The sequence below is a fragment of the Neobacillus camarae genome (genome assembly GCF_054950115.1).
Genome location: NZ_JBUCKX010000002.1, coordinates 1,243,374 through 1,268,078, shown reverse-complemented (window position 1 = coordinate 1,268,078; position 24,705 = coordinate 1,243,374). Strand labels below are relative to the sequence as shown.

The following is a 24,705-nucleotide window of genomic DNA, read 5'->3' as shown; positions in this document are numbered from 1 at the left end:
TTTCATGAGAAAAGGAGTGGGGGAATTCTCCCCACTCCCCGTTTGGAAACACCGTATTAATAGTAGTCGTTACGAAATCGGAATTTCAATCCAATAATGGATTAAAGTCCTTTTGCAGCGATGTAATCAACTAGGTCAACTACACGGTTGGAGTAACCAACTTCGTTATCATACCAAGACAATACTTTTACCATGTTGCCTTCAAGAACCATTGTAGATAATCCATCAACAGTTGAAGAAACAGTAGCACCGTTGTAATCACTAGATACTAATGGAAGATCACTGAAAGCAAGGATTCCTTTTAGTGGACCTTCAGCTGCTGCTTTTAATGCAGAGTTTACTTCTTCAACAGTAACGTCTTTTTCTAATTCTGCAACTAGGTCAACGATAGAAACGTTTGGAGTTGGAACACGCATAGCCATACCATTCAATTTGCCTTTTAATTCAGGTAATACTAAAGCTACGGCTTTAGCAGCACCAGTTGAAGTTGGAATCATGTTTTCAGCTGCTGCACGTGCACGACGGTAGTCCTTATGTGGCAAATCAAGGATTTGTTGGTCATTAGTGTACGAGTGAACAGTTGTCATCATACCGCGCTTGATACCAAAAGTATCGTTTAATACTTTTGCAAATGGAGCCAAGCAGTTTGTAGTACAAGAAGCGTTAGATAATACATGATGGTTATTTGCATCGTATTTGTCTTCGTTAACACCCATAACGATTGTGATGTCTTCGTTAGTTGCTGGAGCAGAAATGATAACTTTTTTAGCGCCTGCTTCAAGGTGTTTTGCAGCATCTTCACGCTTTGTGAAACGGCCAGTAGACTCAACTACTACATCTACGCCAAGGTTGCCCCAGCCAAGTTGTGCAGGATCGCGCTCAGCGATAACCTTTACTTTTTTGCCGCCAACAACTAAATATTCGCCGTCAACAGTTACATCCTCGGAAAGAGTTCCGTGAACTGTATCATATTTTAAAAGATGCGCAAGCATTTTAGCATCTGTTAAGTCATTGATTGCCACAATTTCGATGTTGCTGTTATTTAACGCTGCACGAAATACGTTACGTCCAATACGTCCAAAACCATTAATACCAACTTTTACTGTCATGATTATTTCCTCCTTGTATACGTGGATATTTTTTATAAAAAGGGTAACCCTTTTTCAAACGTTTTTCGGGTGAATACTGTTAACCTTTTAACAGTCTTTTGGCGGCACCTTCATCGGTAATTAAGATGGTCGCTTCCGGTGCTTGTTTCATATAGGCCTTAATAGCCTTTGCTTTTGAGGCCCCGCCGGCAACAGCGAGGACATTGGGAATTTTCGATAGGTTTTCCAGTTGCAATCCGATTGTCAAGACCTTATGAACAATATCTCCTTGTTCATTAAAGTAGTAGCCGAATGCTTCCCCAACCGCATTACCGGTTTTTAATGTTTCTAAAATCTCAGGGCTGGATTTCCTTCGTTCGGCCATTGTCATAGCATTCCCAATTCCATGCACAACTATGTTGGCAGACTGGATCAGATTTAAAACTTCATGGATGCCCGGTTCATGGATTAAGGAATCGTAAATTTTAGGACTAACTTGATCAGGAACATAAAAGACACGATGTTTAGCATGCGCGTTTTCCGCCATCTTTGAACAAATCGTGTTAGCCTGATTTTGAACGTCCTCTCCTACCCCGCCGCGTGCCGGCACAAACACAATCTCCTTATTATTTGGTTCAGGAGATAATTTGTTGGCTACCGCAGCCATGGTTGATCCACCCGTCACAGCGATGATATTTTTACCTGTTAATAGCTTTTTCATGCATACTGCGCAGGCCTTGCCAAGCTCACTTTTCACCATAGGCGATTCATCACTGTCACCCGGTACAATAATGACTTTTTTTATGCTAAGCCGATGCTTAAGTTCCATTTCAAGAACATCGAACCCTTTTAGCTCTCGCATTAACTCTTCAAGATCCTCCAGTAAATTCTTCCCTTCAAGAGTTAAACTCATTCCTACATTATTTGTGTAAATAAGGTTATGCTCTTTGAGGAATTCTACTTCAGTGCGGAGAATCCGTTCAGTCATGTCAAGGCTGGAAGCTAAACTTCTTCGGCCGACCGGCTGCATAAAGCCTATGTATCGTAGTATCGAGTATCTTTTTTGCAGGACTTGAAGGAAATCGGGTAATAATCTTTTTGCAATGTCGATGAATGATTGCATGATAACCTTCTCCTTTATAATATGCTGTTGGTCAGAAAATGTCCACCATAGACATATTATGTCCCACGGGCTTTAAAAAAAATCACCCTGACTACGTTTTTCATTTTAGCAGTAGTGATAACCAAATTCAACCTATATGTTCTATATATTTTTTTGCAAACGCTCTCTTATGTCAAATTTGTTAACTTGCCCATAGGCTGCCTGTTTTCCATCTATAAATACTACAGGAATCATTAAGCCAAAGCGTTCAGTTAATTCATCGTCATCATAAATATCAATTTCTTCAAACTCAAAAAAGAACTCACCCCGAAGCTCCATTAGGGCTTGTTTAGCTTTGTCGCAAAGGGGGCAGCTTTTTCTGGTATATAGTGTGATCGTGGTTGGCATTATTTTGGTTCCTTTCTTGTAACTTAATTAAACCTTTTTCTTTTTGAGGAAGAGGGGATTCCCAATTGCTCCCTATATTTAGCTACGGTGCGCCTTGAGATAACCAGCCCTTCGACAGCCATTAATTTTTCCATAATGTCCTGATCGGAAAGTGGCTTTTCTTTATTCTCCTTATCAATGATTTGACGGATCAAATTTTTGGCTTGAGTAGAAGAGATATTCTCTTCATTGTCCATAGATTGGATGGTGCTTGTAAAAAACGTCTTTAATGCAAAGGTCCCTGCAGGGGTCTGGACATATTTTTCCCTGATGGCCCTGCTCACAGTCGATTCATGGATTTGAAGTTCAGCAGCCACCTCTTTCATCGTCATCGGTGTCAAAAAAGATGGCCCTTTCTGAAAAAAGCCAGGCTGTTTTTCTACGATTTTCTTGACTACTTTCACCAGGGTTTCCTTCCGTTGCTCCATACTTTTGACAATCCATTGGTAATCCTGAAGTTTCTCCTGTAAAAAACGGTTCACTTGCGAGTCCTTGTTATGAAATTGTTGATAATAGGACTCATTAAAACTGATTTTCGGAATGGAATCATCCACTAATCTAACAATCAAGCCACCATCAATTTGTTCCACAATCACATCAGGAATAATGTAGGCAGATCTTTCATTTTTAAAAGCTGCCCCTGGCTTCGGGTTGAGCAGCTGGATTTGGTCAAATACCTCTTGTATGTCTTTTAAGGTGATTTGAAGCTCTTTGGCGATAGTTTTCCATTTTCGCTCGGCCAAAGGAACCAAGTATTCTGAAATGATCGTTAACGCCAGTTTATGATCGGGATTCCGTCTTTTCATTTGCAGGAGCAGACACTCCTGAAGGCTTCTTGCGCCGATACCAGCAGGGTCAAGCGTTTGTATGCACGCCAGGCCTGATTCTGCCAGATTCATAGTGACAGACAGTTCCCCCGCAATCTGATTTAAATCGCCCAAAAAGTAACCGTTTTCATCTAAATGTTGGATTAGGCAGCGGATTACCTTTAGTTGTGCAAGTGATATGGATTTTATCTCCAATTGGGAAATAAGCTGTTCTTCAAGTGAAATGGACTGGTCGGCTATTTGTTCCACCCAGTTTCGCTCCATCTTTTGGTGTTTCCGGCGCTGGCGGTCAATCAAGGGATTTATCGGCTGGACCGTAACGTTTTCCAGATGCAATAGCGGGTTTTCGAGCTCCTTGTTCTCCAAAAATGCCGTTAGCTCCTCAACCGAATATTGCAGCAGGGCAATTGCTTGTGACAGCTCTTGTGTCATGGCCGGCTTTAAAGTTTGTTGCTGCCATAAACCTGCGTTAAATTGCATCCAAATCCCCCCTTTTGGTTTATTTTACATGAAAGGAAGAAATTCGTGAATAAGACATTCGTATAAATGTGAGCGGTGTATAGTGAATTTCAGGACCATAAAACGTTAAAGCACCGTCAGAACATTCCCCGGGTTTACCCCAGCCCGAATGTCAGGACTGGGGTCCGGTACAAAGTTAAACCCAATCATTAAACACCATTCGCTGTCCAGCACTTGCCTTCGATGGCAAAGGTTCAATGGAAAACGAGCTGCCTGACAATTTAGAAACGGTTGTCCAATGGGTTTCTCCATTATCTAAAAGAATTCCCACTACATCTCCATTAGCAATTGATTTTGCATCATTAACCGAGATGGACACTGCCCCCGCTAAAGCCGTTTCTGATACTCTTCTTTCTAAACTTTTGGTACAGGTCCATATCCCTCCTTTTTTCTTACTCACAAGTTGCCCTGTTTTGGCAAATCCCGAAGCAGGGGCAGATGATAATGCAATCGGGCGTGGGCTAGTATCCACTTGTGCGGCCAAATCTGCTTCTTTGATCTTATCCATCATCATATACAGCGAAATAAAACGGAATGGAGCAGCCGGTTTTCCAGAAGCTATTTTAATTTGAATGTATTTGACCTTGGGCTGTGCAACAACGCCCATTGCCTCTGCCACATTTGAATTGGTCCCATAGTATCCTTCTTTATGCCAATCAAACCCTGCCATACTAACGTATTCTTTTTCAGCCCCTTGGATTGGATTTCTTTGTTCATCAAAGACGGATATAACCGGCCGCCAATTTGCTTGATCCGAGTGCAACCGAAACATACTGCCATTAATGACAGGTATAAGATCTGTTTCATAAACATCCTTCCAGTCTTCAACCTTCAAAAAATCCAGCCCTGCATGAAACTTTGCTCCATTTTCTGAGGACCCATTGAATACTTTTGTTTTATTATTGACCGTAAACAAATTCAGTCTTTCTTTAACGCTCAATAAATCATGGATATAAACATTATTTGTCCCTTTATCTGTTACGGTGGCCCCAATACTTTCGTAGCCGGACCGCGGAATTCCAGCCCATTGCTGAATAATCATATTCGAATGCGTTTTGCTGCTGAAGAAAATCTTATTTTCATCTTCAAGGCGAACACCGACAAATTTGTTGCTTTCACCATTATTAATCGTAATTTCGGCACTTTCTAAGAATGGACGGATAAATGTATTATTGTTGTGCCCATAATTGCCGTCAATGATAATGCTGTTTAGTCTTCCGCCCAAAAAGTTATTTTCGTTAATCCAGCCAGTCTCTCTTCCCTCTGAAAGAACGGTTAGCTTATTAATTGTACCCAGCACAAATTGGGAGTAAGCAATACTGTCACGTGCAGGGTCGTCCCCATCGGCAAATAATTCTAGTTCATCTGCTTCATAAACCTGAATCCATCCATTTTTTATGCCACTTAGTCTAAGTTTCCCTGTTACCTTGCTAACCTGCCAATTGAGACTGTCTGTCGAGCGGCTGTCATAGGCCATCTCCAGCACTTTGCCTTTGGCCAATACTATGTCTCCATCAATTTTAATATTTTGAATGCCGTCAATAGTCAGACTCTTTGAAATGTAGTATTCCCCATTTGGAATATATAAACCTTTTTTGGTCTCTTTTGCGTTCGTTACCAAGGCAAGCAATTGATTATAATTGTCTTTATCATTTGTTCCGCCCTCTAGGGAACGATCTAAAGAGAGGTAGTCAAAACTACTTACCTCTAAACCATTTATAAGCACATTCCCGCTTTCGTCAGGTATTAATCCATTAACGGATTTTACAGATTCAGCACTGATTACTTCCTTTTTGAAAAGAAAATAGGTGAGGAATGAAAGACTTCCCAAAAAAAGTCCTGATAAAAAGTTTCTGCGATTTTTCTTATCTGACAGCTTCAGTTCAGTAATAGAATTTTTCATTTTCATAGATTTCCCCCATTAGGTATTGATACTATGACTATTAATATCCCTTAATCCATATTTTACCTGTTTATAGGAGTTACGTGAAGCTTTTTGAAGAACATTTCGGTCTTTCCAAAGAACAAAATGGTAAAAGGAATGATGTTAAACTATTATGTGGTTTAATAAGAGGAAATGATGACAGTTGAAAAAAGAGCAAAATAAAAACCCCATGTTATCAATGAACATGAGGCTTTTATGACGCCCTCGTCAGGACTCGAACCCGAATTTCAAGAACCGGAATCTTGCGTGCTATCCATTGCACTACGAGGGCTTATCATCAGCGACTTAATTATTATATGACAAACGGTTGGGATTTGCAAGGGGTATTTTACGTTTTAAATTGAAACAGTTTGGTTATGCTGAATGAGGGAAAGTTGTCGAACAAAATAAGAGTCGAAATGTTTGACCTTTATTGACCATCAGTGTATGATAACAATACAGAAGATTTTACCTTTTCTAATCAAAGGAGGAAGAAGAATGAATTTGATTCCTACAGTCATTGAACAAACGAATCGCGGCGAAAGAGCGTATGACATTTATTCCCGCCTATTAAAAGATCGGATTATTTTGCTGGGCAGCGCTATTGATGATAATGTTGCCAACAGCATTGTGGCACAATTATTATTCTTGGAAGCTGAAAACCCTGAAAAGGATATCACGCTTTATATCAACAGCCCTGGCGGCAGCATCACTGCTGGAATGGCTATTTACGATACTATGCAATATATTAAACCAAATGTATCCACTGTTTGCCTTGGAATGGCTGCCTCAATGGGTGCCTTCTTACTAGCAGCTGGAGAAAAAGGCAAGCGTTACGCCCTTCCAAATGCGGAGGTTATGATTCACCAGCCTCTAGGGGGAGCACAAGGTCAAGCAACTGAAATCGAAATTGCGGCCAAACGCATCCTATTCCTTCGTGAAAAACTTAATGGCATTCTTGCAGAACGTACAGGCCAGCCACTTGAAGTACTTCAAAAAGACACCGACCGTGATAACTTCATGACTGCGGAACGTGCAAAAGAATATGGCTTAATTGATCATATCATTACACGTAACACCTTGGATCAAAAAAATAAGTAAGGCAGTAAAAAGCAATCAGCCAACTGGCTGATTGCTTTTTCTATATGAAGAAAACTTGCCGATTAGCCAGCCCGTTTTTAGGACGAAGACAGAAGCGCAGTTCGTCGAAGTGCACAGCTTTTCGACTGCGGTGCTGATGCTTCGAAGCTTTCCTTAGTGCACTCATGCCTGATAGGAAAGTTTTATACTTTCCTATCGGCTAGCGAAAAGAATTATTGTTCCTTTTCAATAAAATCCGTTAAGGATTGGAGGGCTTCCTCTTCATCCGAGCCTTCTGCGATAATATTGATGACAACTCCAGAACCCACTGCAAGGCTCATTAACCCCATTATACTTTTGGCATTAACCTTTTTACCGTCCTTTTCTAAAAAAATGTCAGACGAAAAACGGTTTGCTTCCTGAACAAACAATGCGGCAGGACGCGCTTGTAGACCTGTTTTTAGTTTTACTGTTGCTTCTTTTACCACCATTTTGAACTTCCTCCTCATTTAGATGTTATCTATCTATTATCTATAAAAATAAATTCTTGCGATTATTTGATGGCTGGTGTTTCACCAGCACGCAATTTTTCCGCTATTTCATCAATTTTTCGCAAGCGGTGATTAATCCCGGATTTGCTGATGGTTCCCCCTGACACCATTTCCCCTAGTTCTTTTAGTGTCACATCCGTATAATTCAAGCGCAACTCGGCGATTTCCCTTAATTTTTCAGGTAAAATTTGCAGACCGACCGTTTCTTGGATAAACCGGATATTTTCCACCTGTCTTAGAGAGGCGCCAATGGTTTTATTAAGATTGGCCGTTTCACAATTGACCAAGCGGTTAACAGAATTGCGCATGTCCCTGACGATCCGCACATCCTCAAAGCGAAGCAGGGCATTGTGGGCGCCGATAATATTTAGGAACTCGGTGATTTTTTCGGCTTCTTTCAGGTACGTAATATAGCCTTTTTTTCTTTCCAGTGTTTTGCTGTTCAGACCGAATTTGTTCATCAACTCACATAATGAATCATTATGTTCCTTATACATCGAAGCAATCTCTAAATGATAGGACGATGTTTCCGGGTTATTGACGGAGCCGCCGGCCAAAAAAGCGCCTCGTAAATAAGAACGCTTACAACATTTTTTCTTCACAAGGTCTTCGGATATATGGTGAATGAACGTAAAATTTTCACCGATGATTTGTGTGTCTTCCAAAATTTCCTTCGCCCGTTCGGTCAATCGGACAATATACACATTATTCTTTTTCAAGCGCATTTTCTTACGAACCAGTAGTTCCACTTGTACTTGGTAACTCTTTTTAATTAAGATATAAATTCTCCTGGCAATCGCAGCATTTTCCGTTTGAATATCTACGATGACTTTACGATTGGAAAAGGAAAGGGAACCGTTCATTCGGATTAACGCCGATAATTCTGCCCGAATGCAGCAGGCCTTCACTTCCAAGTTGGTCAATTCCTTTTTTGTTTCTGAAGCGAAAGACATCCCCTTACCCCCTTATACTGAATTACTCACTAAAACAGAAAACCTATCTGCTGCCAGAACTTAGAAATTGATAGATACAGTAACAGCCTAACTGACCGCCTTTTAATAGGTGCATTAAAAGTTTAAGACTTTGAGAGTTGTCCAGCTCCAGCACCTGAGCGACGAGACGCCTTCGCTCTATGCCTACGAAAAATCAAGCACGAATACACCTCGGGCTCTTCGTGTTTCCCTTATCCCGTTCAACGGGCAGTAGAATCTCAACTGCCCGTAAGAACCCTATTGGTTCAACTAACAATCAGCGAGAGAAATGCTCACTGATTGAAGTTTCATCTTATCTCAGTTGGATTGCTCCACAAGGAAGGCTTCGGCAACATAAACATCACACGAACAAAAAGCGATAGTTTTTTGGAGAAGGCCTGTCGAGCGCTGACCACTAAGAAAAGGTTCTTAGAATAGGCTTCGCAGGAACAAACGTTTTGTGCTTGTTCCGAAGGTGCTTGCGCTTTTCTTATATTTACGCTTTATACCGCCTTTTGGTTTCAACGATTAGTAAATTATATAAAATTTCTGCCACCTTTTTGGGATCATGACGTAATGCGCCATCTTCCAAGTCAGCAATATCTGCATGGACCACTTCAATGCCAAGTTCGGACAGCCGTGGCAAATCATAATGAACGGGATATGCCAGTTCTTCATTATAACGCAGTTGGACATCCGCAGGAATTTCTTTATTGTTCACTAATATTGTATGGATAAACGAACGCCTCATATGGTCATATAATGCTTTAACATGATCGCTGGCTGAATACCCGAGTGTCTCGCCGGCCTGGGTCATTAGATTGCATATATAGACTTTTTTGGCATGTGAGCGGCAAACTTCATCTCCTAATCTTGGAACTAGCAGATTAGGCATAATACTCGTATATAGACTTCCTGGACCGATTACAATCATATCTGCCTGACGAATCGCTTGGATTGTTTCCGGCAGGGGACGTATATTTTTGGGAGTCAAGAACACCTGTTTTATTTTTTTCCCCGAATAAGGTATTTTCGACTCTCCCGAGATCACCGTGCCGTCCTCCATTTCCGCATGCAAAACAACATTCTGATTAGCGGCAGGCAAAACTTTCCCCCGAACATTTAATACCTTGCTCATTTCCTGGATGGCATGAACAAAGTCACCCGTAATTGAGGTCATAGCGGCTAAAATTAAATTCCCTAGCGAGTGCCCGGACAGTTCATTGGACGTATCAAACCGGTGTTGAAACATCTCCTCTACGAGTGGCTCAACATCGGATAGTGCCGCCAGCACATTGCGGACGTCACCTGGAGGAGGAATATGCAGGTCCTCACGAATTCTGCCGGAACTGCCGCCATCGTCAGCTACCGTTACAATAGCCGTGATGTCTACAGGGTATTGCTTCAAGCCACGAAGCAGGACAGGAAGCCCTGTTCCCCCGCCAATGACGACAATTCTTGGCTGACCATAATCTCTCATGTTGACTTTTCCTTTCTCCTCTCAATGTCACGGTGGGATACCACTGTCTTATAATCCTTTTGGAAATATTGTCCAATGTATTCGGCTAATGCAACAGAGCGGTGCTGGCCGCCGGTGCATCCGATCGCAATCACCAATTGTGACTTTCCTTCCCGTTTATAGTGCGGCATCATAAAACTAAGCAGATCGGTTACTTTTTCCAAAAACTTATGGGTTTCATTCCATTTCAAGACATAGCTTGAAACTTCCTCATCCAATCCTGTTTTTGGCCGCATATGCTCAATATAATGCGGGTTAGGTAAAAAACGCACATCAAACACAAGGTCAGCGTCAATCGGAATTCCATGTTTAAAGCCAAATGACATGACATTGACAGTAAAAATTAAATGACTGTTCAGCGTGAATTCAGATAATATTTTCTCACGTAATTCCCGCGGTTTCATCTGGGAAGTGTTGTAAATAATTTGCGCGCGACCTTTTAGTTCTTCTAACAGTTCCCTTTCCATCGTAATGCCTTCAAGGGGTGAACCCGTTTTGGCCAACGGATGGGAACGTCTAGTTTCTTTATATCTTCGCACTAGTGTAGCGTCATCCGCATCCAAAAATAAGATTTGCGGTGTGACCCAGGATGTTTCCGCCAGATCATCCAATGCTTTAAAAAGGTGATCAAAAAACTCCCTGCCCCTTAGGTCCATTACAAGGGCTACTTTATTCATTTTATTCCCCGATTCCTTCATGAGTTCAAGGAATTTCGGCAACAATGTGGGAGGCAAATTATCCACACAAAAGAATCCTAAATCCTCAAAGCTTTGTATGGCAACCGTTTTTCCAGCTCCAGACATTCCGGTTATGATGACCATTTGAATATCACTTGTCGAACCGGTGCTCATTTTTTATTCCCCCTAAAATTTTAGCTGAGATAGCTATTACATCTATTAACTTGGGTCTAATCGATAACCGATCAGGTCAAAATCCTTTGTGTAGGTAAAGGTACCGTAAATGATTCCTTTTCCATGAATCATGTAGTCGATGATATGGTAGTCACCAGCAGCCATCGGCAGGCCCTTAATTTGGTCGATTGGATGCCATTCAAGCTTTCCTTCCTCTGATTCATCCAAGTCGACCCCATCGGATTCCGTTGCCATGAACGTAAACATCATCCACTCCGAAAGCAGCTCCTCGCCTTCCTTTATAATCATCGTAAAAATTCCTTTTAACTGTGGATTCTTTAAATAGACACCGGTTTCTTCCCGAAATTCCCTGATGCAGGAATCACGGACCGATTCCCCAGGTTCCATCTTTCCGCCTGGCGCGGACCACCATCCGCGTCGCGGTTTCTGGAGCAACAATATCTTACCCTCTTTAATTAGTACACAATTGGTGACCCGCTGCATGTTTTACACCTTCTTTAGAAACGTAAACGCCTTGTTTAGGCGCTAAAGCCAGCTTGTGATATCCTGATATAACAGGTATATATTCATTTCATTATACTATTTTTAGGATATAGCTACAATGAATACCAATTTGAGTTTTCAGTTTATTATATGATTTCTCATGTTATCCGGAGAAGGAAACTTTTCCTATGATTGCCCAAAATCTGATTATGTATTTCCCCCGTCACGTCATAAAAGCAAATGGACAAAAAGAAAGCACAGGCTGCTGGTCCTGTGCCGAAAAGGTCTATATTTTTAAAGGGGGTCAATATCTATAATCATATACCATCTATGTTTCACGACTGTTACATTTGGGTGAAGAAAAAATTACTTTTTTGTAATTTACCCTTTTTTGAGTTTCAATAGACACCTGCGCCCCAATGCGGGACAAAAGATAGGACTTTATTGTTTAAGTTTCATTTCCTCTTTGAGCTCTTCCACAAAGTGCTGTGCGCTTTGGGCGGCAATACTGCCGTCGCCTGTTGCCGTTACGATCTGGCGAAGGGTCTTTTCCCGGATATCCCCGGCGGCAAATATGCCAGGTACTTTCGTTTCCATGCGGTCATTGGTTTCAATATAACCATTCTCATTGGTTATACCCAAGTTTTTAAATGGCTTCGAGAGCGGAACCATGCCGACATACACAAATACACCATCAGCCAGCAACGTTTGCTCGCTGCCATCCTTCGTTGAAACGAGGGTCACGCTGCCCACTTTCCCGTCTTTTTCGTTAATGGACTTAACAGTATGGTTCCAAAGAAAGTCGACTTTTTCATTGGCAAACGCCCGATCTTGCAAGATTTTTTGGGCGCGAAGCTGATCGCGGCGGTGGACAATAGTTACCTGCGACGCAAAACGTGTCAAATAAACTCCCTCTTCTACCGCAGAGTCGCCTCCGCCAATAACGAAAAGCCGCTTCTGTTTGAAGAAGGCGCCGTCACAAACGGCACAATAAGATACCCCTCGGCCGCCAAGTTCTTTTTCACCTGGAACCCCCAACTTCTTATATTCGGCACCCGTGGTGATGATCACTGCATGTGCCTTATATTGTTTGGATCCTGCATTCACAATCTTATAATCGCCATGGTCGATGATTTCTTTAATATCGCCATATGCATATTCCGCACCAAACTTTTTCGCATGCTCGAACATTTTTGTGGATAATTCAGGGCCTAAGATGCTTTCAAAGCCAGGATAGTTTTCTACATCTTCGGTATTGGCCATTTGGCCTCCGGGCATACCCCGTTCAATCATGAGGGTTGAAAGATTTGCTCGTGATGTATATACAGCTGCGGTCATGCCTGCAGGGCCGGCCCCGGCAATAATGACGTCGTAAATTTTCTCTTCAGACATCGTTTTCACTCCTTATATAAAAAAACGATTAAGTATAGTATTTCCTACTTAATCGTATTAAACAAACGAATTATAGTCCAAAAATCTGCTCACAAGAAAAGCGAAAACACCTAGTCAGTGCAGTAAATACATTTCCGATATTAGTCTAATAGTTCATTGACCTTTTTTACATATTTACCAATAGTGGACACAGATATTCCATAGCGGCTGGCTAGCTCTTGCTGCGATATTTTTTCGCTGCGAAGCCGGTGCCATACATATTCCACAGCACCTGCCCATGCCTGTTTATTGGTTAAGCTGATGTTTGCCTTAAACCCTTCGACAAAAACAGAAAACCACATTAAATACAATCCCGATTCCACTGCGCCAACGGGCTGATAGTTTTCATAAAACAGCTCCGCGACTGCTTGTGCATCGGCTGTTACTGATTGTTTTCCGGATCGAATCAAGGAGATATACTCCTTTTCCAATGGAGTGAATTTTTGATTTTGGAACAGCCGCTTCGATGTGATGATTTCCTCTTTATGGTTTGAAACGGTTGTCAAGAACAAGGCAAACAATCGCTCCTCGACATAGTCACTTTCCATTTTTTGAAAAATCGAACCCGCCAAATCCTCAAAACCGTCAGGGGATGCCCCTGTTTTATTCCACGGTTCCTGTCCTTCTTTTTCCGGATTCAGTTCCAGCAGCAGTTTCCAAATATTTTTAGCAAAATTTTCATGTCCTGTGTAATAGGCTGCGTAAGTAAGCCAATAATAATAAGGGGCATCTGCTGGGAAGTTATTTTTATATAATTTTTTTAACCAGAAATAAGCTAAATCATATTCGCCAACAAGGGCGAAAGTGGTTCCAAGCTTATATTGGTGTTCACTGATGAGAGGCTGGACTTTCCTCAAAGGCTCAAGCATCTCAGTGACATACTTCTTCTTCCCCTGATAGTGCGCAAACACGATTTTGTTGCACAATGCGTGGAGATTGCCCGGATTAAGTTCCAACACCTGATTTAGTATTTGTTCTGCTTTTCCCGGCTTGCCTAAGTAAAAGTAGGCAAGCGCAAGGTTATTGTAAGCCGACCAGTATTCCGGATATTCCTTTACAACATCCTTCAGCAGCTCGACGGCTTTGCTAAAATAGCCTGATTCGAGCAGTTCGCGGGCCTGTTCCTGCATGGTAATAAGGTCATCCTGCTCGTAGAATTCCTCTTCAAGATCATCCGATTCCAACATGAGCAGCTCCAGTAACTCCTCAGCATCGTCTGCAAAATCGCCATCCGGATCCATTTGCAAGTATAGCTGAGCATGGTGATAAGCATCTTTAAAATATCCCAAGTGGGCATAGTTGTTTGCTAAGAAGTAGTGGCATTCTACCAATTCAGAATCAAGATCTTCAAGGATGAGATGCAAGAGACGGTTGGAATGTTCGAATTCGCCCAGTTCAGTTAAGACAATCGCCAGCTGGCAGGCAATCATTGGCTCACCCGGCTCAAGCTGCAATGCCCGGCCAAGGTATTTCTTTGCCTTTTGGAAATCACGCCGATGGTATGCTTTTATTCCCTTTTTAAAATAGTATTCACCTGTAGGCACAAATGAAAGTATTTTCCCGTTATGAATTCCTGCTTTTGCGTTTTTACCCATGAAGTCCTCCACTAAACCATTAATAACTTATGTAGTATATCACAAGAAGTGCCCGTACGAGAAGGGATTAGAGTTGGCTTGTATGGAAAAATTAGCACAAATAGGAAAAGCACAAGCGCCCTCGGAACAAGCAAAAAACGCTTGTTCCTGCGAAGCATATTCTCTAAGAAGCTTTCCTTAGTGGTCAGCGCACGGCAGGCCTCCTCCAAAAAGCTAACGCTTTTTGTTCGTGCGCTGCCTATGCTGCCGAAGCCCTTTCTTGTGGAGGTCTCCAACTGAGATAAGGTGAAACTTCAATCAGCGGGCGCTTTTCTCGCTGATTGTTAGTTGAACCAATCGGGTTCTTACGGGCAGTTGAGAATCCACTGCCCGTTGAACAGGATAATGGAAACACGACGAGCGAAGATACTACCTGTTAAATTAAACATCATGAACTGCTACTTTGAAATGCTTCGTGGACTTTGCTACGAGCTGAACATCAGCTTCTTCGAATATGTTTTGGCGCTGGAGCTAGCCCATTCTCAAGCTCCGAATATAGTATACTTTCTTTTCCCTGCACAAAAGACCAGCCCATTAGGACCGGTCTTTTGTGTTGTGGCGTTCTTCCAAAGTTTTTAAAATGGTTTTAAATGGAAGGCCTTGCTCCACCAGCAATACTTGAAGGTGATAGAGCAGATCTGCCGCTTCCCATCTTAGCTCCTCATGGCTGCGGTTCTTGGCCGCAATGATTACTTCTGCAGATTCCTCGCCGACTTTTTTCAAGATCTTATCGACGCCTTTTTCAAACAAATAGGTGGTATAAGCACCTTCCGGACGCTGGCGTTCACGGTCGATGATGATCTGTTCGAGAGTTTGCAGGATTTGATAATCACCCAAACTTGGTTTCCGTTCGGTCACTCCTTGGTCAAAACAGCTGACTGCGCCGGTATGGCAAGCAGGGCCTTTTGGGTTTACCTTAACCAACAGCGCATCCTGGTCGCAATCGAAACTGATGCTGACCACCTGCTGCGTATTGCCACTGGTTGCTCCCTTATGCCATAACTCCTGGCGGGAGCGGCTGTAGAGCCAAGTTTCCCCTGTTTCAAGCGTCTTTTGCAAGGATTCTTTATTCATATAAGCGAGGGTCAATACTTCCAGTGTTTCTGCATCTTGAATAATCGCAGGGACTAATCCCTTTTCATCAAATTTAATGTTGTCCGTATTCATCGGACGGTCACTTCCTTTTTGCGTAAATAGCTTTTGACTTCCTCTACTGAGGTTTCTTTATAATGGAAAATCGAGGCGGCTAAGGCGGCATCCGCTTTTCCTTGGATAAAAGCATCCGCGAAATGTTCCGCGTTTCCTGCGCCCCCGGAGGCGATTACCGGAATTGAAACGGCTTCACTGACAGCCTTTGTCAGTTCTAAATCAAACCCGGTTTTCTCTCCGTCACTGTCCATGCTGGTCAGGAGAATTTCCCCAGCGCCTAGCTCCATACCTTCCTTAGCCCATTCTATCACTTTTTTATCTGTTGGTGTCCTGCCGCCATGGGTATACACCCGCCAAGTGCCAATTTCGGAATCAAATTTTGCATCAATCGCGAGGACGATACATTGCGACCCGAAAAAACTGGACCCCTCCCTGATTAATCCAGGGTTGTTAACCGCGGCGGTGTTCAGTGACACCTTATCGGCACCGGCCCGGAGAATTTTTTTCATATCCTCAAGGGAATTGATGCCGCCGCCAACCGTAAAAGGGATGGCCAGCTGGGAAGCCACGGCTTTAACGACCTCGACCATGGTTTTCCGGCCTTCCACAGAAGCAGAAATATCCAAAAAAACCAGTTCGTCTGCCCCTTGTTCATCATAAACCCGCGCAAGTTCCACCGGGTCGCCTGCATCGCGGAGCTGAACAAATTGGATACCTTTTACGACGCGGCCGTCTTTGACATCAAGACAGGGAATAATACGTTTTGTCAGTGTCATTTAGACCTCCACCTCTTCCAGTGCCTGCTTTAAGCTAAACCGGTTTTCATAGAGGGCCTTCCCTACAATCGCCCCTGGGATGTTCTCATCAGCCAAGGCCTTCAAGTCCGCTAAACTGCTTACTCCTCCTGATGCAATCACATATTTTCCGGTTACCTCTGCCATTTCCTTTACCGCGGCAATATTAGGACCGGAAAGCATTCCGTCTGTAGCAATATCTGTAAAAATAAATGTCTCGGCACCCGCATCGGCAAATCGTTTACCCAGTTCAACCGCTTTGACCTTGGAGGTGTCCAACCACCCATGGGTGGCGACATAGCCATTTTTGGCATCGATGCCAACCGCTATTTTGTTTCTGAATTTTTCTATCATCTCGATGGCGAACTCTGGCTGTGACACGGCAATACTTCCGATGATGACACGGTCGACGCCATTCTCTAGATAATGGCGGATATCCTCCTCTGAACGGATCCCCCCGCCGATTTGAATCTTTACACTACCGAGCTCCCGGGCGGCTTGGATGACAAACCGGTCGTTTACTCGTTTGCCGTCCTTCGCCCCGTCAAGGTCCACCATGTGAATCCACTGGGCACCGTCCGCCGCAAACTTTCGGGCCATATCAAAAGGCGAATCGCCGTAGACTGTTTCCTGATCATAATCCCCTTGGAGAAGGCGTACGCATTTTCCGCCACGCATATCAATTGCCGGGTAGATTGTTATACTCATCGAACCGCTTTCCTTTCTTCAGCCAGTTTAAAAAAATTCGCCAGCAGCGCCATTCCGAGCCTGCTGCTTTTTTCAGGATGGAATTGCATCCCGTAAATATTGTCCCGTCCGACAACCGCCGAAACCTGTTCGTGATAATCAGCTTTTGCCAGCAGCACGCCGGAGTTTTCGGCATTGACAAAATAGGAATGGACGAAATAGACAAAATCCTCTTCCAAATTTTCCAATAGCGGTGATGACTTCACGAAATCAAGGCGGTTCCAGCCCATATGCGGCACCTTGTAGGTTTCGCCATCTTTCGTTTTCCCTGGAAACCGTCGGACATGCCCCGGTAACAGGCCAAGGCCTTCTGTCAGGCCATTTTCATCGCTCGTTTCAAACAACAGCTGCATGCCGAGGCAAATTCCCAGCAGCGGCTTGCCAGTAGCCGCGAATTTTTTAACCGTGTCTGCCGGCAGCCGCTCCATCGCATCGCGGAATGCCCCCACTCCAGGAAGAATTAACGCATCTGCGCTGAGCAGTTTTTCTTCCTCAGCTGAGATAAAATAATCGGCACCCAAACGTTCCAATGCCTTGCTGACACTAAACAGATTTCCCATTCCATAGTCGACGATCCCAATCATGGTGCCTGCCACCCCCTGGTTTGTTCGTTTTGTTTATAGCATTCCTTTAGTGGACGGAACGCCTTTGACGCGCGGATCAATCATGGTTGCCTCATCAAGGGCACGGCCCAAAGCTTTAAAAACGGCCTCAATCATATGGTGTGTATTTTTTCCATAATGAACGATGACATGTAGATTCATCCGGGCCTCAAGGGTGAGCTTCCATAGAAATTCATAAACGAGTTCTGTATCAAAGGTCCCCACTTTCGCCTGAGGGAATTCACCGCGCATTTCAAAATGCGGCCGGTTGCTGAGGTCCACCACCACTTGGGCGAGCGCCTCGTCCATCGGTACAAAGGCGTTCCCATAGCGTTTAATTCCGCGTTTGTCACCGAGTGCTTCACGAAGCGCCTGGCCTAAACAGATCCCGATATCTTCTGTCGTATGATGGTCATCGACATCCGTGTCGCCTTTTGCATCCACCGTTAAATTAAATTGGCCATGCTTGGTAAACAAGTCAAGCATATGGGTCATGAACGGGACGCCTGTTTCCAGATTGGTCTGCCCCTCGCCATCAATATCAAATTTTAGTTGGATGTTGGTTTCGTTTGTTTTTCTTTCGATGCTTGCCGTTCTTGTCATGAGGTCCGCCCCCTGTTTATTTTTTAAGCCAATTTGCGATTCGCAAATAAAATTGCCAAATTCCCAAATGAAAGGTTAGTTTGCAGGTTTTTTCTACTAATCATTCTTTTTGTCGTTTTGAACCCTAATTTCTACTGCCCTTGCGTGTGCTTCCAGGCCTTCATTGCGGGCAAATAGGGCAATTTTGGAAGCATTTTGTTTTAAAGCTGTTTCACTGTAGATAATCACGCTCGATTTTTTTTGAAAATCATCGACATTCAGCGGACTGGAGAACCGGGCGGTGCCATTTGTCGGCAGGACATGGTTCGGTCCGGCAAAATAATCACCGACTGGTTCCGAACTATAGCGTCCGATAAAAATTGCACCAGCGTGACGGATTTTTCCAAGCAGTCCGATTGCATTCTCGCACTGCACCTCCAGATGCTCGGGTGCCAATTGGTTCACGGCAGCGACCGCTTCGCCGATATCTGCTGTTATGTAAATAGCGCCATAATCGGCAATCGCTTTGGCAGCAATTTCCCTGCGTGGTAATGTGGAGAGCTGCTTTTCAACCTCCGCTGCCACCTGTTCCGCAAGCCGTTCAGACGGGGTCACCAGCACGCTGCAGGCTCTTGGGTCATGTTCCGCCTGTGACAACAGGTCCGCTGCCACTTCGTCGGCGCGGGCAGTATCATCTGCCAGAATGGCAATTTCACTTGGTCCGGCAATCATATCGATGTCCACATCGCCATAGACTTCCCGCTTTGCCAATGCCACAAAAATATTGCCTGGTCCGGTAATTTTATCGACAGGGTTGATTGTTTCTGTACCGTAAGCGAGTGCCGCAATCGCCTGGGCGCCGCCCACTTTATAAATTTCTTTCACGCCTGCTTCTTTTGCCGCTACCAGCACACCTGGCGGCAGTTTGCCGTTTTCGCTCGGCGGTGACACCATAACAATCCGTTCTACTCCGGCCACTTTGGCAGGAACAACGTTCATTAGAACAGATGACGGATAGGCCGCCGTCCCTCCAGGCACATACACGCCAACCGAATCAAGCGGGGTGATCTTTTGACCAAGAATGGTCCCGTTTTCTTCGGTCGTCATCCATGATGGCCGAAGCTGCTTTTCATGATAGTTTCGGATATTTTCCGCTGCTTCGCGAATTGTGGCAATTAATTCGGCTTCGACCAAATGATAGGCTTCCTCGATTTCCGCTTCCGTAACTGAAAAATCAGCCAGTTGGATTCGGTCAAATTTTTCAGTATATTCTCTTAACGCTTCATCGCCACGGGCCCGCACATCGGCAATAATCGCTTTGACAACAGCTTGCTGTTCGGAGGTTCCCGCTTCGATGGACCGTTTTAACGATACCAAGTCTGTTACTTTTTCGATTCTCATATGATTAAACCTCCACGACTTCATGAAGACGTTCTACTAATTCATCAATCTGTGTATCTTTTATTCGATAGCTGACGGGGTTAACAATTAACCTGGATGTAACCTCTTGAATTCTTTCATATTCGACCAGCCCATTTTCCTTCAAAGTTCTCCCTGTCGACACAATATCGACAATTCGGTCGGAGAGTCCAATCATGGGGGCTAGTTCGATGGAACCGTTTAGCTTAATAATTTCCACCTGCTCCCCTTGCTCTCGGAAATAGGCTTCGGCCACTTTCGGATATTTCGTGGCAACCCTCGGGGCCACCTCATTCATTTTGGTATTGGGAAGCCCGGCGACAGCCAGATAGCAGCTGCTGATTTTTAAATCAAGCAGTTCGTAAACATCCCGCTCTTCCTCGAGAAGCACGTCTTTACCGGCAATGCCAACATCCGCCACTCCATGTTCCACATAGGTGGCGACATCCATCGGCTTGGCCAGGATGAACCGCAAGCCTTCCTCCGGAACTTCGATAATTAATTTGCGGTTATCATCAAATTCAGGGGGCAGCTTGTAACCAGCTTTGCGCAGCATTTCCGCCGCTTCTTCAAAGATACGCCCTTTTGGCATGGCAATCGTCAGTACGTTAGTCATCTTTACGCCCTCCGATCAGATAAGTAGTGTCGGCAAATTTTTTGGTGAACGCATCGAGGTCATTGACACCGGTAATATCCTGAAGCACAGCCTTTTTGCCTTGCTCATGCAGGCTTTGTGCTAATTGGAAGGCTTCCTTTCGGCGTTCTTGACTGAACAAGATACAATGAGTGGCTTCTTGCAGCGGCCCGCCGCCCAGTGCTTCAAGCAGCATATCGACTCTTACGGCAAACCCGGTTGCGGTGGCTTTTTTTCCAAACTTCTCTATTAAGCTATAGCGGCCGCCATTCCCGATTGGAAAGCCGACGTTTCCGGCATATACTTCAAATAAAATCCCAGAATAATAACTCATATGGCTGACAATGGACAGGTCGAACTTCACATGGTCTTCGACACCATAATCCTTGATGACTTCCCAAAGTTCTTGCAGTTCGAGAATGGCCTGTTTGCCTTTGTCATTTTCAATGATGTCCAAAGCATTGCCGAAAATCTCGCCGCTTCCTCTTAATTGGAGCAGCTTAAGTAACCTTTGCTTATCAATGGTCGATAACTGAAAAGAGTTAATCTGCTCACGGTAACCGACATAATTTTTTTCATATAAAAATTTTCTCAAGGCTGTGGCCCGGCCGTTTGTCCCGAGGATTTGCATAAATAGCTCTTGGGCAAAGCCCACATGGCCAATGGATACCTGAAATTCCGATAATCCCGCTCTCTTTAACGAAGAAATCAATAGGGCAATGACTTCTGCATCACAAGAAACGGTTTGGTCATTTAAAAATTCAATCCCGATTTGCTCGAATTCTGCTGGCCGTCCGCCTTCACGCTGCTGGGCGCGAAACACATTGGCACTATATGCTAATCTGACGGGAAGATTTTCGTCTAAAAGTTTGGAAGCAGCAACCCTAGCGATGGGCGCTGTCATATCAGGCCGTAAGACCAAAGTGTGGCCGTCTTTATCAAGCAATTTAAATAGCTGGGCATCGTTAATCGCGGACGCTGCGCCGACTGTTTCATAGTATTCGAGTGTCGGGGTTTCCATAAATTCGTAACCCCATTGCCTCATGGTGTCCGCCATTTGTGACCGGACCCGATGCTTTTTCTCATATAGTTCAGGAAGCGTGTCCCGCATTCCCAATGGCTTTTCAAACATAAACAAGCGACTCATCCCTGCTCATCCTTTTCATACGCTTTAGTCTGCTAATATATTAGAGGATTAAAGTTAATAGTAGTAGTTTAAACCTTATTTAACTGTCCGTCAATGAAAAAGTCTGAAAATACTCGATTATCAATAGATTACATCCAAACTGTGTTTACGAAAAAAGCCTCGTCAAACCATGACAAGGCTTATTGATTAGCAGTTGTTTTTCCATAAATCGGGTCATCTGCCCAGCGTTCGGCCAGCTGCTCCTTCGTGTAAATCACCCGCATGGGGTTTCCCCCCACGAATGCTCCGGCGGGAACATCCTTATGGACCAGCGTGCCCGCTGACACAAAGGCGCCGTCCCCGATTGTGACCCCGGGGAGAATGGTAGAATTGGCGCCAATCATCACTTCGCTGCCGATTTTGACCTCCCCTAGCCGGTATTCCCTAATCAAATACTCATGAGCCAGAATCGTTGTATTATAGCCGATGACCGTATTTTTGCCCACGCTGATTTTTTCCGGAAACATCACATCGAGCATGACCATGAGCGCAAAGGACGTCTGACTGCCGACTTCCATCCCAAGGAACGTGCGGTATAGCCAGTTTTTCATGCCCAAAAACGGGGTATAGCGGGCAAGCTCAATCACGATAAAATTTTTCACGACCTTCCAAAACGGCACTGTCTTGTAGACATGCCACAAAGAGTTAGCCCCTTCAACAGGATAGCGGGTCGTCTTTCTCATCTTCTCACACCCCGACAATTTTTAATAAATCGGTCATATGGTCCAGGATGTAGTCCGGTTCGTAATTTGCTATGTAATCCCGTCCTTTAAATGCCCACGCGACACCCGCGGTTTTTGTTCCGGCATTTTTCCCGCCGAGAATATCATGAAAATTATCACCGACCATGATGGTCTCATCAGGGGTTGAATTCAGCTTCTCTAATGCTTTGTGGATTGGTTCCGGATCAGGCTTGGTCTTTATTACATGGTCATAGGCAATGACCACATTAAAAAACGGATCCAAATTCATTAACCGGACCCCTTTCATGGCCACATCGAGACGTTTCGTTGTCACTATCCCAAGCTTAAACCCTTTTTCATGGAGCTTCTTAAGGGTATCATGGACACCGGCAAATTCCCTGACCAGTGCATCATGATTGGCGATGTTAAAGGTCCGGTATTCTTCAATCATTTCCTCCACACGTTCTTGGTCAATACTGCCAAACGCCTCATGAAGCGTTGGTCCCATAAAGGGCAAAACATCCTTTTGGGTATATTTCCCCGGGAAAAATTTTTCAAGTGTATGCAGATAACTAGTAATAATTAACTCATTGGTATCAATTAACGTTCCATCCAAATCAAATAATAAGGTGGTAATCTTGTTAGTCATAGGTTGCTTCCTTTCTTTTTAACAGGCCCGTGCGTTTCCAAATTGTACCGACAATCAGGGTTAACACGATGGCCACACTCAGGCGGATTAAAAACAAGGGCAGCACAGGAATTCCAAGAGGTACGAAAATCAGCGTGTCCTCCACTACCGCATGGCAAGCCATAAGGAAAATGAATGCCAGAGTTACGTCCTTCCGGCTGACCCCTTCTTCTTGCACGGCCTGAATCATGACACCCGCTCCGTAAGCTAGGCCAAAAAGCAGGCCGGCTGCCATCGTCGTGGATGTGTTCTCCTGCATGCCCAATGATTTGGTGACCGGAGCCATTGCCCGTGAAAATTTATTCAGCCATTGGATATCTTTTAATATTTGGATGACCATCATTAACGGTATGACAATCATTGCCATCTGGAGGATTCCCAGTCCTGCTTTTTCTAGCGATTGGAGGATAATCCCCATCCACCCTGACGCCTGCTCCATATTTGAGTCTATCAAGCCATATTTAGCGGCATCCCCGCCGCCATGCCAGACAAGATTAATGACAACAGCGGAAACAATTGCGAGACCAGGCCGGGTAACAAGCACAATCCACAATTTAACTCCAGCTTTCATGGCAACGCCCGACTCGATAAACAAATTGTGGGAAAACGAGAGCATAACGGCTAAGATAAACACTTCTTTTACCGATAAATCAAGCGTTAGAATCGCTCCAATCGCGGCGTACAGGTTTAAAAAGTTCCCGAGCACAAGGGGTATCGCCGCATCCCCAGACAAGCCGATCAGCTTCATCATTGGGGAAATTAGTTTTATCACCCATGGCAAAACAGGGGTGTACTGCAGGATGGACACGATTAACGTAACCGGGAAAATGATTTTCCCCAAAGTCCATGTTGTTTTAAGACCGACCAGCAGCCCTTTTTTCAATGAACCAAACAGCATTTCCCCAAATCCCCTTTTAAAAATTGTTTTCTCTCTCTACGTTAGTTTTCCAAATCCAAATAATGTGCCTTGGAAGTGTTCCGGACCCGGCGGTAAACCATGATACTGATGGCAGCCAAAATGAGGGCAATAGAAATGACCTGTGCCATTCTCAGGCTCCCTAGCATCAAACTATCGGTCCGTAAGCCTTCGACAAAGTACCGGCCGATCGAGTACCAAATAACGTAGGATAAAAATGTTTCCCCACGGCGCAAATTCACGCGGCGAAGCAAGAGCAGCAGGATAAATCCGACAAAATCCCAGATAAATTCATACAGAAAGGTCGGATGATAATAGGTGCCATCAATATACATTTGATTAATGATAAAATCAGGCAAATGCAAGTTTTCCAAAAACGCACGTGTCACCTCGCCGCCATGCGCTTCTTGGTTCATGAAATTTCCCCAGCGGCCGATAGCCTGTCCAAGAATAATGCTTGGCGCGGCAATGTCGGCCAGCTTCCAAAAGGAAATCCCCCGTTTTTTACTAAACACAAAGGTAGTCAGGACGGAGCCAATCAGGGCACCGTGAATGGCAATGCCGCCATTCCATATTTTCACGATATCACCAGGATGGCTTTGGTAATAGTCCCATTCAAAAATGACATAATAAATCCGCGCTGAAATGATGGCAATGGGAATCGCCCATAACATTAAATCAGCAAAGGTATCTTTTGGCAGCCCGCGCCGTTTTTCCTCACGTATCGCCAAAAACAACGCCAAAGCCAAGCCGGTGCCAATGATGAGCCCATACCAGTGGACTTCAATCGGGCCCAGTGAAAAGGCAATTGGATTTAGCGGCTGAATGTTTTCGTTCATATCTGTCTCTCCCCTTTT

The 24,705-nt window shown here is 44.2% G+C and carries 25 protein-coding genes and 1 tRNA gene; 1 reads left to right on the top strand and 25 read right to left on the bottom strand.

What is annotated here, in order from left to right; translation table 11 throughout:
- Window positions 1–101 precede the first annotated feature (101 nt).
- From gap to ACY8D0_RS13595, 6 genes are all read right to left on the bottom strand, one after another.
- The gene (gap, locus tag ACY8D0_RS13620) at window positions 102–1,109 is read right to left on the bottom strand and encodes a type I glyceraldehyde-3-phosphate dehydrogenase (protein WP_462411039.1); all 1,008 of its coding nucleotides are present in this window, start codon (window positions 1,107–1,109) and stop codon (window positions 102–104) included.
- A gap of 79 nt (window positions 1,110–1,188) precedes the next feature.
- Complete coding sequence (locus ACY8D0_RS13615; RefSeq protein WP_462411038.1) at window positions 1,189–2,211, bottom strand: sugar-binding transcriptional regulator; 1,023 nt, start codon at window positions 2,209–2,211, stop codon at window positions 1,189–1,191.
- Between the two features lie 141 nt (window positions 2,212–2,352).
- On the bottom strand, window positions 2,353–2,598 hold the full coding sequence (locus ACY8D0_RS13610; RefSeq protein ID WP_462411037.1) for a glutaredoxin family protein: 246 nt from the start codon (window positions 2,596–2,598) through the stop codon (window positions 2,353–2,355).
- Window positions 2,599–2,621: 23 nt separating this feature from the next.
- Entirely contained in the window at window positions 2,622–3,944 is a 1,323-nt protein-coding gene (gene rpoN, locus ACY8D0_RS13605) for an RNA polymerase factor sigma-54 (RefSeq protein WP_462411036.1), read from the bottom strand.
- 175 nt (window positions 3,945–4,119) lie between these two features.
- Window positions 4,120–5,892, bottom strand: a complete 1,773-nt coding sequence (locus ACY8D0_RS13600; RefSeq protein WP_462411035.1) for a hypothetical protein — start codon at window positions 5,890–5,892, stop codon at window positions 4,120–4,122.
- A gap of 235 nt (window positions 5,893–6,127) precedes the next feature.
- Window positions 6,128–6,199, bottom strand: a tRNA-Arg gene (locus ACY8D0_RS13595).
- Window positions 6,200–6,405: 206 nt separating this feature from the next.
- Between ACY8D0_RS13595 and clpP the strand changes: the two genes are divergently transcribed.
- Window positions 6,406–7,008: an ATP-dependent Clp endopeptidase proteolytic subunit ClpP gene (gene clpP, locus ACY8D0_RS13590; protein WP_462411034.1), complete on the top strand. Its 603-nt coding sequence runs from the start codon at window positions 6,406–6,408 to the stop codon at window positions 7,006–7,008.
- Between the two features lie 212 nt (window positions 7,009–7,220).
- Here clpP and ACY8D0_RS13585 read toward each other — a convergent pair whose 3' ends face one another.
- From ACY8D0_RS13585 to lgt, 19 genes are all read right to left on the bottom strand, one after another.
- Window positions 7,221–7,478 (bottom strand): HPr family phosphocarrier protein, encoded by a 258-nt coding sequence (locus tag ACY8D0_RS13585; protein ID WP_462411033.1) that lies wholly within the window; start codon window positions 7,476–7,478, stop codon window positions 7,221–7,223.
- 62 nt (window positions 7,479–7,540) lie between these two features.
- Window positions 7,541–8,491, bottom strand: coding sequence for a DNA-binding protein WhiA (gene whiA, locus ACY8D0_RS13580; protein ID WP_462411032.1), 951 nt, complete (start codon window positions 8,489–8,491; stop codon window positions 7,541–7,543).
- 514 nt (window positions 8,492–9,005) lie between these two features.
- Window positions 9,006–9,989 (bottom strand): gluconeogenesis factor YvcK family protein, encoded by a 984-nt coding sequence (locus ACY8D0_RS13575; RefSeq protein ID WP_462411031.1) that lies wholly within the window; start codon window positions 9,987–9,989, stop codon window positions 9,006–9,008.
- The gene (rapZ, locus tag ACY8D0_RS13570; protein WP_462411030.1) at window positions 9,986–10,879 is read right to left on the bottom strand and encodes an RNase adapter RapZ; all 894 of its coding nucleotides are present in this window, start codon (window positions 10,877–10,879) and stop codon (window positions 9,986–9,988) included. Before rapZ ends, ACY8D0_RS13575 begins: the two co-directional genes overlap by 4 nt.
- Window positions 10,880–10,924: 45 nt before the next feature.
- The gene (locus tag ACY8D0_RS13565; protein WP_462411029.1) at window positions 10,925–11,383 is read right to left on the bottom strand and encodes an 8-oxo-dGTP diphosphatase; all 459 of its coding nucleotides are present in this window, start codon (window positions 11,381–11,383) and stop codon (window positions 10,925–10,927) included.
- Between the two features lie 441 nt (window positions 11,384–11,824).
- Window positions 11,825–12,775, bottom strand: a complete 951-nt coding sequence (gene trxB, locus ACY8D0_RS13560) for a thioredoxin-disulfide reductase (protein ID WP_462411028.1) — start codon at window positions 12,773–12,775, stop codon at window positions 11,825–11,827.
- 140 nt (window positions 12,776–12,915) lie between these two features.
- Window positions 12,916–14,409, bottom strand: a complete 1,494-nt coding sequence (locus ACY8D0_RS13555) for a tetratricopeptide repeat protein (protein ID WP_462411027.1) — start codon at window positions 14,407–14,409, stop codon at window positions 12,916–12,918.
- A 573-nt stretch (window positions 14,410–14,982) separates the two neighbouring features.
- Window positions 14,983–15,615 carry a bifunctional phosphoribosyl-AMP cyclohydrolase/phosphoribosyl-ATP diphosphatase HisIE gene (gene hisIE / locus ACY8D0_RS13550; protein WP_462411026.1) on the bottom strand — a complete coding sequence of 211 codons (633 nt, stop codon included), beginning with the start codon at window positions 15,613–15,615 and terminating at the stop codon, window positions 14,983–14,985.
- On the bottom strand, window positions 15,612–16,373 hold the full coding sequence (hisF, locus tag ACY8D0_RS13545; protein ID WP_462411025.1) for an imidazole glycerol phosphate synthase subunit HisF: 762 nt from the start codon (window positions 16,371–16,373) through the stop codon (window positions 15,612–15,614). The genes hisIE and hisF overlap by 4 nt, the downstream gene beginning before the upstream one ends.
- Window positions 16,374–17,099 (bottom strand): 1-(5-phosphoribosyl)-5-[(5-phosphoribosylamino)methylideneamino]imidazole-4-carboxamide isomerase, encoded by a 726-nt coding sequence (hisA, locus tag ACY8D0_RS13540; protein WP_462411024.1) that lies wholly within the window; start codon window positions 17,097–17,099, stop codon window positions 16,374–16,376.
- Window positions 17,096–17,722 (bottom strand): imidazole glycerol phosphate synthase subunit HisH, encoded by a 627-nt coding sequence (gene hisH / locus ACY8D0_RS13535; RefSeq protein WP_462411023.1) that lies wholly within the window; start codon window positions 17,720–17,722, stop codon window positions 17,096–17,098. The genes hisA and hisH overlap by 4 nt, the downstream gene beginning before the upstream one ends.
- A 33-nt stretch (window positions 17,723–17,755) precedes the next feature.
- Window positions 17,756–18,343: an imidazoleglycerol-phosphate dehydratase HisB gene (gene hisB / locus ACY8D0_RS13530; protein ID WP_462411022.1), complete on the bottom strand. Its 588-nt coding sequence runs from the start codon at window positions 18,341–18,343 to the stop codon at window positions 17,756–17,758.
- 96 nt (window positions 18,344–18,439) lie between these two features.
- Window positions 18,440–19,723 carry a histidinol dehydrogenase gene (gene hisD, locus ACY8D0_RS13525; RefSeq protein WP_462411021.1) on the bottom strand — a complete coding sequence of 428 codons (1,284 nt, stop codon included), beginning with the start codon at window positions 19,721–19,723 and terminating at the stop codon, window positions 18,440–18,442.
- A gap of 4 nt (window positions 19,724–19,727) precedes the next feature.
- A complete protein-coding gene (gene hisG, locus ACY8D0_RS13520; RefSeq protein ID WP_462411020.1) occupies window positions 19,728–20,357 on the bottom strand; it encodes an ATP phosphoribosyltransferase in 630 nt (209 codons plus the stop codon).
- Entirely contained in the window at window positions 20,350–21,522 is a 1,173-nt protein-coding gene (locus tag ACY8D0_RS13515) for an ATP phosphoribosyltransferase regulatory subunit (RefSeq protein WP_462411019.1), read from the bottom strand. The genes hisG and ACY8D0_RS13515 overlap by 8 nt, the downstream gene beginning before the upstream one ends.
- Before the next feature lie 179 nt (window positions 21,523–21,701).
- Complete coding sequence (locus ACY8D0_RS13510; protein WP_462411018.1) at window positions 21,702–22,244, bottom strand: acyltransferase; 543 nt, start codon at window positions 22,242–22,244, stop codon at window positions 21,702–21,704.
- Between the two features lie 4 nt (window positions 22,245–22,248).
- Window positions 22,249–22,893 carry a pyrophosphatase PpaX gene (gene ppaX / locus ACY8D0_RS13505; RefSeq protein ID WP_462411017.1) on the bottom strand — a complete coding sequence of 215 codons (645 nt, stop codon included), beginning with the start codon at window positions 22,891–22,893 and terminating at the stop codon, window positions 22,249–22,251.
- The gene (locus ACY8D0_RS13500) at window positions 22,886–23,830 is read right to left on the bottom strand and encodes a nucleoside recognition domain-containing protein (RefSeq protein ID WP_462411016.1); all 945 of its coding nucleotides are present in this window, start codon (window positions 23,828–23,830) and stop codon (window positions 22,886–22,888) included. Before ACY8D0_RS13500 ends, ppaX begins: the two co-directional genes overlap by 8 nt.
- A gap of 41 nt (window positions 23,831–23,871) precedes the next feature.
- Entirely contained in the window at window positions 23,872–24,687 is an 816-nt protein-coding gene (lgt, locus tag ACY8D0_RS13495; RefSeq protein WP_462411015.1) for a prolipoprotein diacylglyceryl transferase, read from the bottom strand.
- Window positions 24,688–24,705: the final 18 nt, after the last annotated feature.

Bases quoted from the DNA above. Each gene is read 5' to 3' on its own strand.
- hisD (WP_462411021.1), bottom strand. From the start codon at position 19,723: ATGAGAATCGAAAAAGTAACAGACTTGGTATCGTTAAAACGGTCCATC.
- trxB (WP_462411028.1), bottom strand. From the start codon at position 12,775: ATGTCTGAAGAGAAAATTTACGACGTCATTATTGCCGGGGCCGGCCCT.
- hisG (WP_462411020.1), bottom strand. From the start codon at position 20,357: ATGACTAACGTACTGACGATTGCCATGCCAAAAGGGCGTATCTTTGAA.
- rapZ (WP_462411030.1), bottom strand. From the start codon at position 10,879: ATGAGCACCGGTTCGACAAGTGATATTCAAATGGTCATCATAACCGGA.
- lgt (WP_462411015.1), bottom strand. From the start codon at position 24,687: ATGAACGAAAACATTCAGCCGCTAAATCCAATTGCCTTTTCACTGGGC.
- ACY8D0_RS13600 (WP_462411035.1), bottom strand. From the start codon at position 5,892: ATGAAAATGAAAAATTCTATTACTGAACTGAAGCTGTCAGATAAGAAA.
- hisB (WP_462411022.1), bottom strand. From the start codon at position 18,343: ATGACAAGAACGGCAAGCATCGAAAGAAAAACAAACGAAACCAACATC.
- ACY8D0_RS13515 (WP_462411019.1), bottom strand. From the start codon at position 21,522: ATGAGTCGCTTGTTTATGTTTGAAAAGCCATTGGGAATGCGGGACACG.
- clpP (WP_462411034.1), top strand. From the start codon at position 6,406: ATGAATTTGATTCCTACAGTCATTGAACAAACGAATCGCGGCGAAAGA.
- hisF (WP_462411025.1), bottom strand. From the start codon at position 16,373: ATGACACTGACAAAACGTATTATTCCCTGTCTTGATGTCAAAGACGGC.
- gap (WP_462411039.1), bottom strand. From the start codon at position 1,109: ATGACAGTAAAAGTTGGTATTAATGGTTTTGGACGTATTGGACGTAAC.
- hisA (WP_462411024.1), bottom strand. From the start codon at position 17,099: ATGAGTATAACAATCTACCCGGCAATTGATATGCGTGGCGGAAAATGC.
- ACY8D0_RS13510 (WP_462411018.1), bottom strand. From the start codon at position 22,244: ATGAGAAAGACGACCCGCTATCCTGTTGAAGGGGCTAACTCTTTGTGG.
- hisH (WP_462411023.1), bottom strand. From the start codon at position 17,722: ATGATTGGGATCGTCGACTATGGAATGGGAAATCTGTTTAGTGTCAGC.
- ACY8D0_RS13565 (WP_462411029.1), bottom strand. From the start codon at position 11,383: ATGCAGCGGGTCACCAATTGTGTACTAATTAAAGAGGGTAAGATATTG.
- ACY8D0_RS13555 (WP_462411027.1), bottom strand. From the start codon at position 14,409: ATGGGTAAAAACGCAAAAGCAGGAATTCATAACGGGAAAATACTTTCA.
- ACY8D0_RS13615 (WP_462411038.1), bottom strand. From the start codon at position 2,211: ATGCAATCATTCATCGACATTGCAAAAAGATTATTACCCGATTTCCTT.
- ACY8D0_RS13585 (WP_462411033.1), bottom strand. From the start codon at position 7,478: ATGGTGGTAAAAGAAGCAACAGTAAAACTAAAAACAGGTCTACAAGCG.
- hisIE (WP_462411026.1), bottom strand. From the start codon at position 15,615: ATGAATACGGACAACATTAAATTTGATGAAAAGGGATTAGTCCCTGCG.
- whiA (WP_462411032.1), bottom strand. From the start codon at position 8,491: ATGTCTTTCGCTTCAGAAACAAAAAAGGAATTGACCAACTTGGAAGTG.
- rpoN (WP_462411036.1), bottom strand. From the start codon at position 3,944: ATGCAATTTAACGCAGGTTTATGGCAGCAACAAACTTTAAAGCCGGCC.
- ACY8D0_RS13500 (WP_462411016.1), bottom strand. From the start codon at position 23,830: ATGCTGTTTGGTTCATTGAAAAAAGGGCTGCTGGTCGGTCTTAAAACA.
- ACY8D0_RS13610 (WP_462411037.1), bottom strand. From the start codon at position 2,598: ATGCCAACCACGATCACACTATATACCAGAAAAAGCTGCCCCCTTTGC.
- ACY8D0_RS13575 (WP_462411031.1), bottom strand. From the start codon at position 9,989: ATGAGAGATTATGGTCAGCCAAGAATTGTCGTCATTGGCGGGGGAACA.
- ppaX (WP_462411017.1), bottom strand. From the start codon at position 22,893: ATGACTAACAAGATTACCACCTTATTATTTGATTTGGATGGAACGTTA.